The organism is Actinopolyspora sp. BKK2 (assembly GCF_011291845.1).
Taxonomy (GTDB): Bacteria; Actinomycetota; Actinomycetes; order Mycobacteriales; family Pseudonocardiaceae; genus Actinopolyspora; species Actinopolyspora saharensis.
The window spans coordinates 253,677-269,733 of the sequence record NZ_JAANTE010000004.1 but is presented as its reverse complement, the minus strand read 5'-3'; the positions used below and the strand labels follow the sequence as shown (position 1 = coordinate 269,733).

General features: G+C 70.7%; 16 protein-coding genes. 3 read left to right on the top strand and 13 right to left on the bottom strand.

What is annotated here, in order from left to right:
- Positions 1-226: 226 nt before the first annotated feature.
- The 4 genes from G9Q41_RS10805 to G9Q41_RS10790 are packed head-to-tail and all read right to left on the bottom strand — an operon-like array spanning position 227 to position 4,600.
- Positions 227-1,261, bottom strand: coding sequence for an NAD(P)-dependent alcohol dehydrogenase (locus G9Q41_RS10805; RefSeq protein WP_165632616.1), 1,035 nt, complete (start codon positions 1,259-1,261; stop codon positions 227-229).
- Positions 1,258-2,217: a carbohydrate ABC transporter permease gene (locus G9Q41_RS10800; protein WP_207630939.1), complete on the bottom strand. Its 960-nt coding sequence runs from the start codon at positions 2,215-2,217 to the stop codon at positions 1,258-1,260. The genes G9Q41_RS10805 and G9Q41_RS10800 overlap by 4 nt, the downstream gene beginning before the upstream one ends.
- A complete protein-coding gene (locus G9Q41_RS10795; RefSeq protein WP_165632617.1) occupies positions 2,214-3,134 on the bottom strand; it encodes a sugar ABC transporter permease in 921 nt (306 codons plus the stop codon). The genes G9Q41_RS10800 and G9Q41_RS10795 overlap by 4 nt, the downstream gene beginning before the upstream one ends.
- Positions 3,131-4,600: an extracellular solute-binding protein gene (locus tag G9Q41_RS10790; protein WP_092520422.1), complete on the bottom strand. Its 1,470-nt coding sequence runs from the start codon at positions 4,598-4,600 to the stop codon at positions 3,131-3,133. The genes G9Q41_RS10795 and G9Q41_RS10790 overlap by 4 nt, the downstream gene beginning before the upstream one ends.
- 195 nt (positions 4,601-4,795) lie before the next feature.
- Here G9Q41_RS10790 and G9Q41_RS10785 point away from each other — a divergent pair, with 195 nt between their 5' ends.
- The gene (locus G9Q41_RS10785) at positions 4,796-6,262 is read left to right on the top strand and encodes an NAD(P)/FAD-dependent oxidoreductase (protein WP_165632618.1); all 1,467 of its coding nucleotides are present in this window, start codon (positions 4,796-4,798) and stop codon (positions 6,260-6,262) included.
- 135 nt (positions 6,263-6,397) lie between these two features.
- Here the strand turns inward: G9Q41_RS10785 and aroQ are convergent, their stop codons facing one another.
- The 7 genes from aroQ to G9Q41_RS22320 all read right to left on the bottom strand — a co-directional run bounded on the left by aroQ (position 6,398) and on the right by G9Q41_RS22320 (position 11,513).
- Positions 6,398-6,829 carry a type II 3-dehydroquinate dehydratase gene (gene aroQ, locus G9Q41_RS10780; RefSeq protein ID WP_165632619.1) on the bottom strand — a complete coding sequence of 144 codons (432 nt, stop codon included), beginning with the start codon at positions 6,827-6,829 and terminating at the stop codon, positions 6,398-6,400.
- Complete coding sequence (gene aroB, locus G9Q41_RS10775; protein ID WP_092520418.1) at positions 6,826-7,938, bottom strand: 3-dehydroquinate synthase; 1,113 nt, start codon at positions 7,936-7,938, stop codon at positions 6,826-6,828. The genes aroQ and aroB overlap by 4 nt, the downstream gene beginning before the upstream one ends.
- Before the next feature lie 217 nt (positions 7,939-8,155).
- Positions 8,156-8,689 carry a shikimate kinase gene (locus G9Q41_RS10770; protein ID WP_165632620.1) on the bottom strand — a complete coding sequence of 178 codons (534 nt, stop codon included), beginning with the start codon at positions 8,687-8,689 and terminating at the stop codon, positions 8,156-8,158.
- Positions 8,686-9,894 (bottom strand): chorismate synthase, encoded by a 1,209-nt coding sequence (aroC, locus tag G9Q41_RS10765; protein WP_165632621.1) that lies wholly within the window; start codon positions 9,892-9,894, stop codon positions 8,686-8,688. The genes G9Q41_RS10770 and aroC overlap by 4 nt, the downstream gene beginning before the upstream one ends.
- A 141-nt stretch (positions 9,895-10,035) precedes the next feature.
- Positions 10,036-10,662: an A24 family peptidase gene (locus tag G9Q41_RS10760; RefSeq protein ID WP_165632622.1), complete on the bottom strand. Its 627-nt coding sequence runs from the start codon at positions 10,660-10,662 to the stop codon at positions 10,036-10,038.
- Positions 10,663-10,824: 162 nt separating this feature from the next.
- Positions 10,825-11,280 (bottom strand): PTS glucose transporter subunit IIA, encoded by a 456-nt coding sequence (locus tag G9Q41_RS10755; RefSeq protein WP_092520414.1) that lies wholly within the window; start codon positions 11,278-11,280, stop codon positions 10,825-10,827.
- Positions 11,277-11,513 carry a glucose PTS transporter subunit EIIB gene (locus tag G9Q41_RS22320; protein WP_245695552.1) on the bottom strand — a complete coding sequence of 79 codons (237 nt, stop codon included), beginning with the start codon at positions 11,511-11,513 and terminating at the stop codon, positions 11,277-11,279. Before G9Q41_RS22320 ends, G9Q41_RS10755 begins: the two co-directional genes overlap by 4 nt.
- Before the next feature lie 310 nt (positions 11,514-11,823).
- Here G9Q41_RS22320 and G9Q41_RS10745 point away from each other — a divergent pair, with 310 nt between their 5' ends.
- Both G9Q41_RS10745 and G9Q41_RS10740 read left to right on the top strand, forming a co-directional pair.
- The gene (locus G9Q41_RS10745; RefSeq protein ID WP_165632623.1) at positions 11,824-13,086 is read left to right on the top strand and encodes a PTS transporter subunit EIIC; all 1,263 of its coding nucleotides are present in this window, start codon (positions 11,824-11,826) and stop codon (positions 13,084-13,086) included.
- A gap of 54 nt (positions 13,087-13,140) precedes the next feature.
- Positions 13,141-13,410 (top strand): HPr family phosphocarrier protein, encoded by a 270-nt coding sequence (locus G9Q41_RS10740; RefSeq protein ID WP_165632624.1) that lies wholly within the window; start codon positions 13,141-13,143, stop codon positions 13,408-13,410.
- 44 nt (positions 13,411-13,454) lie between these two features.
- Here the strand turns inward: G9Q41_RS10740 and G9Q41_RS10735 are convergent, their stop codons facing one another.
- Positions 13,455-14,348 carry a shikimate dehydrogenase gene (locus tag G9Q41_RS10735; protein WP_165632625.1) on the bottom strand — a complete coding sequence of 298 codons (894 nt, stop codon included), beginning with the start codon at positions 14,346-14,348 and terminating at the stop codon, positions 13,455-13,457.
- A gap of 391 nt (positions 14,349-14,739) precedes the next feature.
- Positions 14,740-15,960 (bottom strand): endolytic transglycosylase MltG, encoded by a 1,221-nt coding sequence (locus G9Q41_RS10730; protein ID WP_165632626.1) that lies wholly within the window; start codon positions 15,958-15,960, stop codon positions 14,740-14,742.
- Positions 15,961-16,057: the final 97 nt, after the last annotated feature.

The following is a 16,057-nucleotide window of genomic DNA, read 5'->3' as shown; positions in this document are numbered from 1 at the left end:
GGTCGGGGCCGCTCGTCGGACGAGTGCCCCGACCTCCTGCCGAGCGCGCTCACCCACCAGCCACCGCGGGGCCTCCCGCGATGCTCCCGCGCGGGCGGTCCCGACGGTGCGCAGGCCGCGACCCGAGCTCGGAGCCACCGCTCGCGGGACCGCGCGAGGTTCCGCCACCCGCACTGTCACCCGCACCGCCACGCGAACCCCGGGCCGCGAACACGTCACCCGCGCCTCACTCCTGCGGGTGCACCACGGCCTTGACCACCGTCTCGTCCCGCGCGGACGCGGTGAGGGCCTCGGGAACCGCGTCCAGCCCGAAGCGGTGCGTCACGAGCCGGTCCAGCTCCACCGCACCGGAGGAGGCGAGCGCTATGGCCGTCGGCCAGGTGTTGGCGTACCGGAAGGTGCCCGTGACCTCGATCTCCCTGGTCTGCACGTGGGACAGCGGCAGCGGCAGCTCGTCGCCGCCCATGCCGACGAAGACCACCCGTCCGGCCCGGACGACGGTGCGCACCGCCTCGGCCGCCGCGGTGGGGTTGCCGGAGCACTCCAGCAGCACGTCGGGTTCGTGGCCGGACTCGGCGAGCGGGTGGTGCCGGACGTTCACGGCCGTGCAACCGGTCAGTTCCTCGGCCATGCGCAACCGGTGGTCGACGACGTCGGTGACCACGATCTCGGTGGCTCCGAACGCGCGAGCGGTCTGGGCGGCGAGCAGACCGACCGGCCCCGCCCCGGTCACCAGCACCCGCGCGCCCGGCGCTATCCGCGCCTTGCGGCAGGCCCACACGGCGACCGAGAGCGGTTCGATCAGCGCGGCCGCCTCGTCGGACAACTCCTCGGGGACCGGGTAGGCGAACTGCTCGTGCAGCGTGACGTACTCGCTGAAGGCCCCGTCCACCGGCGGGGTCGCGAAGAACCGCACCTCGGGGCAGAGGTTGTAGCGCCCCGAGCGGCACTCGTGGCAGGACAGGCAGGGCACTCCCGGTTCGAGGGAGACCCTGGTCCCCGACTCCAGGCCGGTGACCTCGGAGCCGCGGGCCACGATCGTCCCGGAGGCCTCGTGCCCCAGGACCAGCGGCTCGCGGACCACGAACTCGCCGACCCTGCCCCGCTCGTAGTAGTGCGTGTCCGAGCCGCAGGTCCCCACCGCCGAGACCCGCACCAGCACCTCGTGCGGCCCGGGTTCCGGGATCGGACGCCGCTCCACGGCGACGTCCTCGACCGCGCGCAGCACGGAGACGCGCATCGATTCCGCTGATTCGGTCATTCTCCAGTCACCGCTCCAAGGGTCAGGCCGGTTACCAACCACCGGCGAACTGCCAGTCCCGCCAACATCATCGGGACCACGACGAAGGTGCCGATCGCGCAGAGCTGGCCCCAGTCGATTCCGGCTTGGGTGACCAGCTGGCTGGCCGCTATCGGCAGAGTCTGCGAGTCCGGGCCGCTGAACACGAGCGCGAAGGCGTAGTCGTTCCACGCGAACACGAGGCAGAGCACGAAGGTGGTGACCAGGCCTGGTTTGGTCAGCGGCAGGGCGACGTGCCGGAACGCCTGCCACCTGGTGCACCCCTCGACCAGCGCGGACTCCTCCAGGGCCGGTGGCAGGTCGGAGAAGAACGAGCTCAGCAGCCAGATCGCGAACGGGAGGTTGAACGTCATGTAGGCCAGCACCAGGCCGGGGATCGTGTCGATCAGGCCGACCTGGCGGAACATCAGGAACAGCGGCAGCACCACGGCGGCGATGGGGGCCATTCGCGTGGAGATGATCCAGAAGGACAGGTGCCGCTTGCCGCGCATCCCGCTGCGGGCGAGTCCGTAGCCTGCCGGTGCTCCCAGCACCACGGACAGCACCGCGGACAGCCCGGCCGCCGCCACGCTGTGCCACAGGTACGGGATCAGCTCGTTGCCCCCGGTGAACAACCCCGCGTAGTGCTCCCCGGTCGGGGTGAACAACCAGCTCGGCTCGGCCGAGGTGATGGCGGTGGCCGGTTTGAACGAGGACAGCACCATCCACACGAGCGGAACCAGGGTCCACAGCAGCGCGAGGCCGAGCACCACCGCGATCACGACTCCGGTGCCCGTGCCGGTCCGGTCCAGCGGACTCGACCGCGATCCCCTGCGGGCCGCTCGCCGCGCGCTCGCTCGCCGCCCGTCCTGCTCAGCGGTTTCCTGTTGCCCCGCCGATTCCGCCCGGCGGGGGTTCGGGGTGTCCACCACGCTCATCTGGCGAGTCCCTTCGTGTCCAGCATCCGCACGAACATCCGAGCCACCACTATGGACGCGAACAGCATCGCCAACCCGACGACGGCGGCGTAGCCGAAGTCGAAGAACCGGAAGGCCGTCTCGTACAGCCGCACCGGGACGATCTTGGTCGCGTTGGCCGGACCGCCGTTGGTGGTGACCCAGATGATGTCGAAGTAGCGGATCGCGTCCATCGCGCGGATCAGCAGCGCGACCAGCAGCACGTTGGATATCGAGGGCAGCACTATGTGCCGCAGCGTCTGCCAGCGCCCGGCACCGTCCAGCGCGGCCGCTTCGCGCAGCGTGGGCGGCACGGCGGACAGCCCGGCCAGGGTGATCAGCGCGATCAGCGGTGTCCACTCCCAGACGTCCATGGCCACCACGGCGGCGAAGGCCGTGAAAGTGCCGCCCAGCAGGTCGCCCTCGTAGCCGACCCGTTCCAGCAACCAAGTGTAGAGTCCGAACGTCGGATCGGTGAGGAACCTGCCCAGCAACCCCACGATCACCGGGGCGACGAACATGGGCAGCAGCAGCAGACTCAGCACGAGGTTGCGCCCGCGGACGAGCCGCCACAGGCACAGCGCCAGCACCACGCCGAGCACCATCTCCAGCCCCAGCGTCAGCGCGAAGTAGACCGCCGTCCGCAGCCAGAACCACCCCATGTCCGGGTCGGTGAAGAAGCGCCCCCAGTTCTTCAGCCCGGCGAAGTCCAAGCGCATCCCGCCGAGCAGCCGGACGTCGCTGAAGCTCATCACCACGATGGTCAGGAACGGCAGCACGGTCAGCGCGGCCAGCGGGATGATCCCGGGAAGCATCATGCGCCCGGTGAACCCGATGCGGCGCGCCGACCCGTTCCGCCTGCGCCGCACCGCTTCTCCTGCGTTCTCGGAAGCGTTCATTCCGCTGCCACCCACCCTCGGGAGACGATGCGGTCGATGTGGTCGCGCGCGTCACGCATCGCCCGGTGCGGCGCGACGTCCCCGGCCAGCATTCTCGACAGTTCGGTGTATATCGCGGTGTCGCACTCGTTCCACATCGGAATCTTCGGGCGCAGCCCCGAGTACTCGGGTTTCCAGGCCTGCTGCACGGCGGGTGCGGTCAGCATGGTCGGCATCCCGGTCGGGCGCTGCTGCGCGCGCCGGATCTCGGGGGTGCTGTAGATGGAGCTCCGCGTCGGGGTGGCCCCTCCGACCTCCCCGGTGAGGTTGCGCAGCTGGGTCTTGCGGGAGGTGGCCCACTTCAGGAACAGCCAGGCCGCGGCCCGCTCGTTGGGGGCGGTGTTGCCGTTGATCGCGATCCCGGCCCCTCCGTACATGTTCGCCGACCTCGCCGGGCCGCTCGGCAGCGTGGTGTAGCCGACCTTGCCGGGAAGGGCCCGCTCGTTGTCCGCGGCGAACTCGTGCCAGTTCGGGCACATCGCGACCCTGCCCGCGGCGAACGCCGCGCCGAGGCCGGTCCAGTCCCACGTGGTGGAGGCGGGGTCGGCTATGGAGAGCAGCCTGCTGTAGAACTCGGCTCCGGCCAGGGCCTCCTCCGAGCCGAGCGTGCTCGGGCCCGGATCGACCGCGCCGAAGCGTCCGACGTGCTCCCCGTTCTCGAAGTACTGCCCGCCGTGGGCGAACAGCACGTTGGAGAAGTCGCACATCAGGGAGTCGTGCTGCTTGGCCTGGTGGCCGGTGCCGTAGGAGACCTCGTCGACGTTGTCGTTGAACCACCGGGCGATCCGGTAGTACTCCTCCCAGCTCCGCTGCGGCCCCGGGGTCGGATCGAATCCCAGGTCGTCGGCCATCCGGTCGTGGTGGGCCTCGAACAGGTCCCTGCGGTACTGCCAGATCATCGTCGCGCAGTCGTAGGGCAGCGCGAGCACCCGGTCCCCCTCGCCGAACCGTCCCGAGACGTCCATCTGCAGCGGGAAGAAGTCGGCCAGGTCCGAGTCGTCCCCCGGCAGCGAGTCGTCGGATGCCGGTTCCCGCAGGTCGACCAGTCCGTCCGCGTAGGGAGCCAGCACCTGGTAGGAGTCGGCGTAGATGATCTGGTACTGGGACTGCCCGGAGGCCAGGTCGAGCGCGACCTTCTGCACCAGCGCGGACAGTTCCAGGGTCACGATGTTGACGTGGATCCCGGTCAGCGCGGTGAAGCGCTCCGCGTCGGCCGCGATGGCGCTGGTCGGGGCGGTGTTCTCGGAGACGAAGTTGAGCGTGCACCCCGCGAACTGTCTCCACGGGTCGGCGGTGTCGCGCCGTCGCACGTCGCTGCGCGCGGCGCAGCCGTTCAGCAAACCTCCGGCCGCGAAGGCGGCTCCGCCCGCGAGCGCACCCCCGAGGGTGCGTCTCCTGCTGATCGCGGACGGTTCCTGATCGACCATCAGCCCTCCCGACACTCACTCTTGCGTGTGATGCGAGCCATTCTTATCAGAGAAGACTCACTCTGTTAACACTTTCTGCGATATCTATTCATCGAGTACGCGCCACCGGCGTCCGCACCGACCGCCGCCCCAGCGCGCCACGACCGGCGCGCCGCGGCGGGATGAGGCATCGTCACGGGCGGAGAGGAGGGGAGCATGACACCGAGCCCGACCTCGCGCGGAAGCGACGAAGCCGAGGTGGCGATCGTCGGAACGGGGCCGAACGGCCTGGCCGCGGGCGCGCTGCTCGCCCGCAGCGGATTGCGGGTTCATCTCCACGAGGCCGCGGAGGAACCGGGCGGCGGACTGCGCTCGGCGCGGCTGTTCGACAGCTCGGTGCGCCACGACATCTGCTCGGCGGTGCACCCGATGACCGCCTCGCCCTTCTTCCGCCGCTTCGGACCGGTCCGGGACGGGGTACGGATGCACACCCCGGAGATCAGCTACGCGCACCCCCTGGAGGACGGCGAGGCCGCGCTGGCCTACCGCGACCTGTCCGAGACCAGCGCACGTCTGGGCGAGGACGGACCCGGCTGGCACCGGCTCATGCGGCCGCTGCTGGACCACACCGGACGAGTCACCGAAGCGATGCTGTCCGACCTGCGGAGACCGCCGTCTCCCCGCGCCGCCCTGCTGCTCGCCGAGCGGATGCTGCGGCACGGAACCCCGCTGCCCACTGGTTTCCGCGGGGCGAAGGCCCCCGCGCTCTTCGCCGGAGTGGCCGCGCACGCGGGCAGCGCACCGCCCCACCCGGCTGGAGCCGGTGTGGGGCTGCTGCTGGGCCACCTCGCGCACGCGGGAGGCTGGCCGATCCCCGAGGGGGGAAGCGACCGCATAGCGGCGGCCGCGCTCGACGACCTGCTGGCCCACGGCGCCCGCGTGCACACCGGACAGCCGATCGATGACCTGCGGCGACTGCGCTCGGCCCGCGCGGTCCTGCTCGACGTGGCCCCGCGCGGACTGCTGGCCATGGCCGGAGAACTGCTTCCGGACGGCTATCGCGGGCAGTTGGAGCGCTACCGCTACGGAACGGCAGCGGCCAAGGCCGACTTCCTGGTCTCCGAGCCGATCCCGTGGCGGAACCCCGAGATCTCACGGGCCGGCACGGCGCACCTCGGCGGAACGGCCGACAGGATCCGCGCGGTCGAAAGGGCCACCGCACGCGGTGAGCGAGTCCCGGACCCGTTCACGCTGGTCTCCGAACCGGGCAATCTGGACCCGACCAGGGCGGCACCCGGCAAGTACCCGGTCTGGGCCTACTGCCACGTGCCCAACGGCGACACGCGCGACCCGGTGGAAACGACCCGGAGGCGGATCGAGCACTACGCTCCCGGCTTCTCCGAGACCGTCCTGGAAAGCAGCGGGACCTCGGCGGCGCGGCTCGAGGAGTACGACGCGAACTACCCCGGAGGGGACATAAGCACCGGAGCCGTGGACCTGCTCCAGACCCTGGCCCGCCCGGCGTGGCGGCTCGTGCCCCACAGCACTCCGCTGCGCGGGGTCTACCTGTGCTCCGCCGCCACCCCGCCGGGGCCCGGGGTGCACGGCATGTGCGGCTACTGGGCGGCCCGGGCCGCGCTGCGCCGGGAGTTCGGCGTCAGGGAGCTACCACCGCTCGACTGAGGCAGCCGGCCACTCGATTCGCTACGCCGCGCAGCCGGCGCCGCGAGAACGCCTCGGAGGTCTCGGACGTTTCGCGCGAGAAGTCCCCGGCGCGGCGCCACCGGGGCCCGGGAACCGGTCACGCCTGGTTCTCGGTCACGTCGAGTTCTCGGCCAACCAGCGCAGGGACATCGCGTAACCGAACACACCGAAACCGGCGAGCACGGCGGTGGCGATGTCCGAGAGGTAGCTTTGCCCCCTGAACTCCTCGCGTCGGTGCACATTGGACAGGTGCACTTCGACCAGCGGGGCTTGCAGCTGGGCGCAGGCGTCGCGCACCGCCACCGAGTAGTGCGTCCAGGCCGCGGCGTTGAGCACGACGGGACGCCGCTCGTCGGCGGCCTCGTGCAGCCAACCGATCATCTCGCCCTCGTGATCGGTCTGGCGGATCTCGACCCCGATCCCGAGCTCGGCGGCAGTGCGCTCGCACAGCTCCACCAGGTCGGCGTGGGTGGCGTGCCCGTACTTGTCCGGTTCGCGCTTGCCCAGCCTGCCGAGGTTGGGGCCGTTGAGCACCAGCACGTTCACAGGAAGACCCCCCGGTCCGATGACTTGGCCCCGCCCTCGGCCAGCGCGGAGTAGGCCGCCGCGAGCAGGGACGGATCGGGGGCCTCGAGCCTGCCCGGCTTGGCCAGACCGTCCAGCACGACGAAGCGCAGCATCCCGGAACGGGTCTTCTTGTCCACCTTCATGAGCTCGAGCAGATCGTTGAGCGCGTCCGGGTCGTAGGAGGTCGGCAGCCCCAGCTGGTCCAGGACCGCGCGGTGCCGATCGGCCGTGGCGTCGTCCAGCCTGCCCGCGAGACGCGCGAGCTCGGCCGCGAACACCAGACCGATGCTCACCGCGGCTCCGTGCCGCCAGCGGTAGCGCTCCCGGCGCTCGATCGCGTGCGCGAGAGTGTGCCCGTAGTTGAGGATCTCGCGGTGGTGCGACTCCCGCAGGTCGGCCCCGACCGCGGCGGCCTTGACCCTGATCGCCCGCGCGACGAGGTCGGGCAGCACCGAACCGGTCGGGTCGAGCGCGGCCGCGGCGTCCTGCTCGATGAGCCGCAGGATCTCCGGGTCACCCACGAACCCGCACTTGACGATCTCTGCCGTCCCGGCGAGCAGTTCGTTGCCGTTGAGCTCCTCCAGGGTGGCCAGGTCCACGATCACCTTCGACGGCTCGTGGAACAGCCCGACCAGGTTCTTGCCCGCCTCGGTGTTGATAGCCGTCTTGCCACCGATCGCGGCGTCGACCATGCCCAGCATCGTGGTGGGCACGTGCACCACGCGCACCCCGCGCATCCAGGTGCCCGCGACGAAACCGGCCAGGTCGTTGACCGCGCCTCCGCCGAAGGAGACCACGACGCCCTCGCGGTCCATGCCGATCTTGCCGAGCACCTCCCAGCAGAACCCCGCCACGGACAGCGTCTTGCCGTCCTCCGCGTCGGGGACCTCCACCCGGTGGGCGTCCAGCCCGGCCTCGGAGAGCTCCTCGCGGACCGTCTCGACGGTCTCGGTCAGCGTCGGCTGGTGCACCAGGGCCACCACGGAGGCGTCCCCGAGGACTTCGACGAGCTCACCGAGAAGACCGCGCCCGACCAACACTTCGTAGGGTGTCTCGGCGTTGACTGGAATCCGCTCCGGCTCGCTCATCGTGTCCTCTCACTGAAGTGTTCTCGTTCGGGCTCTCGGACGCTTCGCCGGAGCGGAACCGCCCACCCGGTCCCGCCGCCGGAGCCCCGGCGTCGGGCGGCCGCAGCGCTCAGCCTCCGAATGTCCTTCACATTGTCGCGCCGGCGCTCCGGGCGGCCGAGGGGTGGGTGATCGACGGGGGCGCTGCCCGGCAGACCTGGCAGGCCCGGCAGGCCCGCTACTCCGCGGGAACACCACCCGCGGCCGCGTCCCCCATGCGCAGGACCGCCCGCTCGACCACCGTTTCCGGGTCGAGCTCGTCGGTGTCGACCTCCCAGTCCGCCACCTCGCGGTACAGCGGCAGCCTGTCCCGCAGCAACGCCTGGAACGTCGCTCGCGGGTTCACCCCGGTCAGCAGCGGTCGCGGAGCGGACAGACCGGTCCTGCGCACGCCCTCGGCGAATCCGACGGACAGGAACAGGACCGGTCGATCGGCCAGCAGCTTCCGGGTGCCCTCCGCCATCACGGCACCGCCTCCGAGGGCCAGCACCCCGGTGTGCTCGCCGAGCGCCTCGGCCACCGCGCGCTCCTCGATCTCGCGGAAGGCGGACTCGCCCTCCACGGTGAAGATCTCCGGTATCGGCCTTCCGGCCAGCCGTTCCGCGTCCGAGTCGGTGTCGCGGAACCCGACGCCGTACCGCTCCGCCAGCAGACGTCCGACGACCGTTTTGCCCGCCCCCGGGGGGCCGACGATCACGAGCCGAGGAGTCATTCCCCTGCCCTCCAGCTCTCGGCACGCCGACTCAGTGCCGCGAAGTAGCCTTCCACGTTACGCCTGGTCTCGCCGAGGGAGTCGCCGCCGAACTTCTCGAGCGCCGCCTGGGCCAGCACCAGCGCCACCATGGTCTCGGCGACCACGGCCGCGCGCGGGACCGCGGTGACGTCCGAGCGCTGGTGCATCGCCTGGGCCTGCTCGCCGGTGCGCACGTCCACCGTGGACAGGGCGCGCGGCAGGCTGGAGATCGGTTTCTTGGCCGCGCGCACGACCAGCGGCTCACCGTTGGTGATGCCGCCTTCCAGGCCGCCGGCCCTGTTGCTGGAGCGGTGCACCCACTTCGGCCCCTCGGCCGGGTGGAGCTCGTCGTGCGCGGCGCTGCCGCGGCGCCGGGCGTTGGTGAACGCCTCGCCGATCTCGACTCCCTTGAGGGCCTGGATGCTCATCAGGGCCTGGGCCAGCCGCGAGTCGAGCTTGCGGTCCCAGTGCACGTGCGAGCCCAGCCCCGGGGGCAGCCCGTGGGCGATCACCTCGACCACCCCGCCCAGCGTGTCACCGGAGGACTTGGCCGCCTCCACCTCCGCCATCATCCGCTCGGTGGCACCGCTTCCGAAGGCGCGGACCGGGTTCTCGTCGATGGCCGGCAGGTCCGCTGCGGTCGGCAGCGTCTCGCCCGCGGCGTCCACGTCCCCGAGCGAGACCACGTGGCTGACCAGCTCCACTCCCAGCAGCTGGCGCAGGAAGCACCGCGCCACCGTGCCGACGGCCACCCTGGCGGCCGTCTCCCGCGCACTGGCCCGCTCCAGCACCGGCCTGGACTCGTCGAAGTCGTACTTCTGCATGCCGGGCAGATCGGCGTGACCGGGCCGCGGGCGGGTCAGCGGCTCGTTCCTGGCCAGCGAGGCCAGCACCTCCGGGTCCACGGGGTCGGCGGCCATGACCTGCTCCCACTTGGGCCACTCCGTGTTCCCGATCCGCACGGCCACCGGACTCCCCTGGGTGAGCCCGTGGCGAATCCCTCCGACGATTTCCAGCTCGTCGGACTCGAAATTCATCCGGGGACTCCGGCCGAATCCCAGTTTTCGGCGTTCGAGCTGGGCGAAGATGTCGGACGTGGTGACCTCCACTCCGGCCACCATTCCCTCCAGCACCCCCACCAAGGCGGGACCGTGCGATTCCCCGGCGGTCATCCAGCGCAGCACGACTGTGATCCTGCCACGAAACGCCCTCCGCCCAGTACCTCGGGTGCGCTTCGGACGGCGGACTCCGGCAGAACGCCCCGGAGGACGTCGCTGTCCCGAGAAGCGTTCGAACCACGTGAGCAGTCGGCACCGCCGACCCCATCAAAAAACAGGAGCCCCGATCACCAACCACGCCGACAGCGCCATCGCCGGGCCGTGCGGCACGGCCCGCCTGCGCAGGAACCCGGCCGTCACCAGCGTTCCCACGGCGGCTCCGAGCATCACCACCGGCACCAGCAGCGGTGTCACCCCTCCGATCGCGAGCCCGAGCAGCACCGCGAACTTGACGTCACCGGCGCCGAGCGAGCAGGGCGCGATCAGGCGCACCACCGCGTAGGACCCTCCGAACACCACCGCCCCGACCAGTCCCCACAACGGCAGCCGGGTGGGGGCTCCGAGCACCACGGCGAGGAGCAGCGCTCCGAGAACGAGCGGGCAACCTCCCAGGGTGAGCACGTCCGGCAGCCGCCGGTGCCGGAGGTCGCAGGCGGTGAGCAGCACGAGCAGCAATCCCGTGATCAGCTGGGTCGGAAGCCACCACGGTGGGAATGCCCCGACCACCACCGAGGCCACAGCGCAGCTCCACACTGCCGCCACCGCGAGGTGGCACCAGCGGGCGGGCACCTCCGGGATCGGGCACCGACGTCGCGGGCCCCACCGCCCCGTCCGTCCGCGGAGCGGACCGGGCAGTCCCGCCGTCGCGGCGGGCACCAGCTCGAGAAGGATCATGCTCCGAGGGTCGCCGCTCCCGCGCCGCCGACGCCGTCCAGCTCAGCCGCCCCGGGGCGTGTCGGACGCGACGGACGCCGAGCCCCGGTTTCAGGGGCACCCGCCCCGGGGCCGAACGGGAGGTCGCGGCGGAGCGGGTGCCCGACGGAGCGGAAGGTCCGCTCAGGAGTCCACCGCGAACAGCGGGTCCCCGGCGGCGACCTGCGCGTCCTCGGTCAGATCGGCCAGTTCCTCCTTGGCCACCTCGAGCGCCACGACCGGGCACACCGCGGAGTAGCCCTGCTCCTCGACCTCGGTCGGGTTCCAGGTGACTATCCCCTGACCGGCCCGCACCCGGTCGCCCTTGGCCGCGTGCAGGGTGAAGCCAGCGCCCTCGAGCTTGACGGTGTCGATTCCGAGGTGGACCAGTATCGCCCTGCCGTCCTCGGTGCTCACCACGAAGGCGTGCGGGTGCAGGGTGGACAGCGTGCCGTCCACCGGGGCGACCGCCTCGGCGCTTCCACCGTTCGGTTTGACGGCCACCCCCGGTCCCACCATCTCCTGGGAGAACACCGGGTCGGGGACCTCACCGATCGGGGCCGCGAGTCCGGACACCGGGCTGCCTACTCGAATGCTCACAACAAGTCCTCGATATCGCTCGCGATGGTGTCCGCCTCCGGACCGACCACGACCTGCACGACGGTGCCCTGCTGCATGACACCGTGCGCACCAGCGGTCTTCAGTGCGGCCTCGTCGATCTTGGAGCCGTCCTCGATCTCGCAACGCAGCCGTGTGATGCACGGTTCTATCTCGACGATGTTCCCCTGACCGCCCAGGGCGGCCAGAATCGCCGCCGCCTTGTCCTCAGCCACCGAAGTCCTCCAATTACGATTCTGCTCACGCCGAAGCGTGCTCCCCCTCAGCCAACCATGCCGCCCCGCTCTCCTCCGATGTCGAACCGGCAACGAATCCGCCATCCGCTTGACACCCGTTCGACCGGAGGCGCAGGGTTCCCTCCAACTGGTTTAGACCTTACCGTACCAATCTCGGGAGACGGCACGAGCGACTCGACGGGCGGCCCGCCCGCGGTGCCCTCCACCCCGAGGGGAGCACCGCGGCGAACCGCACGCCCACCAACGAGACCCGTCCCCCAAAAGCACCGGCGTGTCCAGGAGGTACTCGATGAGCACCAGCGCCAGCCCGTCCTCGGGCGGCAGTAAGACCTTCGCCCAGTTGCAGCGGCTGGGCAAGAGCCTGATGTTGCCGATCGCCGTGCTGCCCGCTGCGGCGCTGCCACTTCGCCTCGGTCAGGACGACCTGATCGGGGCCATCCCCGGTATGGGCGAGGTCGGAGCCGTGATCAGCTCCGCGGGCGGGGCGCTGTTCGACAACCTGCCGCTGCTGTTCGCCATCGGTGTCGCGATCGGCTTCGCCAAGAAGGCCGACGGGTCCACGGCGTTGGCCGGGGCCGTCGGGTACCTGGTGCTTTCCGGAGTTCTCTGGGGGATGACCGACACCGAGGCCTCCACCGTCTACAACAAGGGCCCCTACGGGGTGCTCGGCGGCATCATAGCCGGTCTGGTCGCCGCCGGACTGTGGCAGCGCTACCACCGGATCAAGCTCCCCTCCTATCTAGGGTTCTTCGGCGGACGCCGCTTCGTCCCCATCGTTACCTCCGGGGTGATGCTGGTCATCGGTGTGGTGCTCGGCCTGATATACCCCTACTTCGACCTGGTGCTCACCGGTTTCGGCGAGGCGGTCACCGGAAGCGCCGTGGCGGGCGGTGGTATCTACGGAGTGGTCAACCGGATGCTGCTGCCCTTCGGGCTGCACCACATCCCCAACTCGGTGGTCTGGTTCCTCACCGGGGATTACCAGGGCGAACGAGGCGACATCAACCGCTTCTTCGCCGGCGACCCGACGGCGGGAACCTTCATGGCCGGTTTCTTCCCGATCTTCATGTTCGCCCTGCCCGCGGCCGCGCTGGCGATCTACCACTGCGCCAAGCCGGCACAGCGCAAGGTCGTCGGGGGGATCATGTTCTCGACGGCGCTGACCGCCTTCCTGACCGGCGTCACCGAGCCGCTGGAATTCTCGTTCATCTTCGTGGCCTGGCCGCTGCTCATCGTGCACGCGGTCCTGACCGGAACCTCGATGGCGCTGGTCAACTGGCTCGACATCCACCACGGCTTCGTCTTCTCCGCGGGCGGCATCGACTACCTGCTCAACTTCGGGATCGCGCAGAAACCGCTGTGGCTGATCCCCATCGGGCTCGGCTACGCGGTCATCTACTACTTCCTCTTCCGCTTCATCATCACGAGAATGAACCTACCGACTCCCGGCCGGGAGGAGGACGAGGACACCGAAGGAGCCGATTCCGAGCCGAGCGCCACCCCCTCGGGCAGCAACGGTGATTCCGGCACCCCGAAGACGGGCGGGACCTGAGGCACCGTCGGCGCACGGCCCGCGACATCGGAACAAGAGAACGGAAGCGAACGGATGCCAGAACGACACGTCACCGTCGCGAGCAAGGTGGGGCTGCACGCACGTCCGGCCGCCATGCTGGCGAAGGCCGCTGCCGCTCAATCGGTCAAGATCACCATCCGCAAGCAGGAGACCGAGCCCGTCGAGGCGGCCAGCATCCTGGGGCTGATGACGCTGGGCGCCGCCCACGGCGACGAAGTCGTGCTGGCCGCCGACGGCGAAGGCGCCGAGGACGCGCTGGACCACATCGCGGAGCTGGTCGGAAGCGAGCTCGACGGTTCCTGACCGAACGCGGGAACCGGTTCGCGGCGAGCCGGTTCCCGCGCGGCTCACTCGCCGCGCTCCCCGATCAGCGGCAACGGCAACTCCCCACCCGTCGCCGCGGAGAGCGCGTCACGCATCACCGCTCCGGGCGCCCGCTGTCCGGTGAACTGCTCCACCTGACCGAAGGACTGGTGCAGCAGCATGTCCAGCCCGGTCGCCAGCCTTCCGCCCACCTCGTGCACGGCGCTGGCCAGCGGGGTCGGCCACGGGTGGTAGACGACGTCGAGCACGACGGGCCCCCGGGCCAGCTCGTGGGCGCGCTCGTCGACGGCCCCTGCGGGCAGGGTGGAGACCACCACGTCCGACTCCGCGGCAGCGCGCGCCAGATCCGTGGAGCCCAGCCGCCGCGCGGTCACCCGCAGGCCCAACCGCTCGGCAGTGGCCAGCGCTTCCTCCGCCCGGGCGGGCTCGCGGACGGCGAGGGTCACCTCGGCGATCCCCAGTTCCGCGAACGCGGCCAGCGCGGCCAGCGCGGTGCCCCCCGCCCCGAGCAGCAGAGCGGCACCGCCCCCCGTGAAACCGCCCGCGGCGCGCAGCGCGCCGACGATCCCGTCCACATCGGTGCAGTCGGCCGCCCAACCGGCCTCCCGCCTCCGGACCAGCGTGTTGGCGGCTCCCACGGCGCGTGCCCGTTCCGTGGCGCTGTCCGCCAGGGCCAGCGCCGCCTGCTTGCCCGGCATCGTCACGGAAAGCCCGACCCAGTCCTCGTCCAGCTCCCCGACCAGCCGGTGCAGCCCGTCCGCGTCCCGCTCGACGCGCTCGTACGACCAGTGGTCCAGCCCCAGCGCACGGTAGGCGGCACCGTGCAGCACGGGGGACAGGGAGTGCTCGACGGGCGAACCGACCACTCCAGCGCGGCGGGGTCGTGGCTGCTCGTCCCGCGACGCCCCCTCGGTCATCCTCACCACCTCGCTCTTTCTCCTACCGGAACCGCCCGGACTCCTCGGCGCCGCGCGCTGAGCTGCGCTCATCAGACCCACCGAGCAGCTCGAGTCGTGGAAAATCTGCCGCTCCAGCGCGAACGCTCCGGGACTACGCAGTCGGCACCGCCACGAGCGGCCCGAGTCGACGAAATCCGAACAGGACTCCCGGCCGAAGGGGTCCACCCCAACGCAGGCGCTTACGAGCCTGCGCAGCCGCCACCGCCGCGGGTTCTCCCGTGGTGCTCTCGCGAGGACGGCCGGAGACGTTGTGCAGGTCGCTACCCGATGTCGGGGCCCCGCAGCGAGAGCCCGCGAGAGGTTCCGCCACCCGCGCCGCCACGCGAACCGGGATGTCGCGCTCTCCTGCTCAGTAGGCGCCGTTGCGCTGGGCCTTGTCCTTGGCCCTCTCGTGCCCCTCGATCGTCTTCGAGAAGCACGAGGTGCCGTCCTTCTGGCACTTGACGAAGTACATCCACTCCCCGGGCGGCGGATCGGCCGTCGCCTCGACGGCCGCCGCGCTCGGCGCGGAGATCGGGGACGGGGGCAGGCCCTTGCTCTGGTAGGTGTTGTACGGCCCCTCCTTGGCCCGGTTCTTGTCCTCGGTCAGCAGCGAGGGCTCCTTCAGCAGGTAGTTGATCGTCGAGTCGAACTGCAGCCTCATGTCGCTGTCCAGCCGGTTCTCCACGACCCTCGCCACCTTGCCGAAGTCCTTCTCGATCCCCTCGCTCTGGACCAGGGAGGACACCTTGAGCAGCTCGTAGGGGGAGTGACTCGTGCCGTCCGCGATCTCGGGGAAACCGAGGGACCGCATCTTCTCGAACGAGCTGCTCAGCACCGAACGCAGCACCTGGGACGCCGCGGCCGAGGGCTCCACGTGGTAGATGCCGGGCAGGATCAGCCCTTCCAGCCGGTGCTTCGGGTCCGGCGCCTCGGACGCCCCGGAGGCGGCCCACTCGGGAACACCGAGCTCGGTCAACGGCGTCTCGGAGGCGGCCTTGACCAGGCTCTCCTTGTTCGCGCAGTCGGCGGAGCCCCCGCTCCCGCCGCAGGCGGCCTGCCCCAGCAGCGAGTAGATGCCGGGAACGACCTCGTCGTCAGGACCCACGTGATCCGCGAGCTGCATCCCGCCGCGGATCTCGACCCGACCGGCCCTGGCCTCGTCCGAGACGATCCTGCTCACGGCAGCCGATCCGGACATCCTGGAGCGCATCGAGTAGAAGCCCGGCTGGATGCCGGTGATCTTCCTGTTCTCCTCGGCCGCCTCGACGAAGGCGGCGGGCGAGGCCACCACGTCCTTCTCCGCGAGCGTCCGCCCGATGGCGCTGGTGGTGTCCCCCTTCTCGACCTGGACGACCACCTCACCGCTGCCGGAGCCCTCGTAGTCCTCGTAACCGCCGAGGCTCAGCAGCTGCGACGTGCCGTAGACGGCGCCGCTGACGACGATCAGCAACACGAGCACTCCCGCCACGGCCGTGACGACCCTGCGCCGTCTCCGCCTGCGGAACCGTTCGTCCTCGGTTTCCTCCTGCCTGCGCAGATCCGATTCGTCACCGGCTTCGTCGGTGAACAGGTCGAGATCGTCGTTCACGCCAGTGTCCTCCCAGCGAGCCTTCCGCAAAGCCCCGTCCGCGTCACTCGGTCGACCGGGCCGGGCGCGGCGCTCCGCTCCGCCCCCTCCGGTTCGA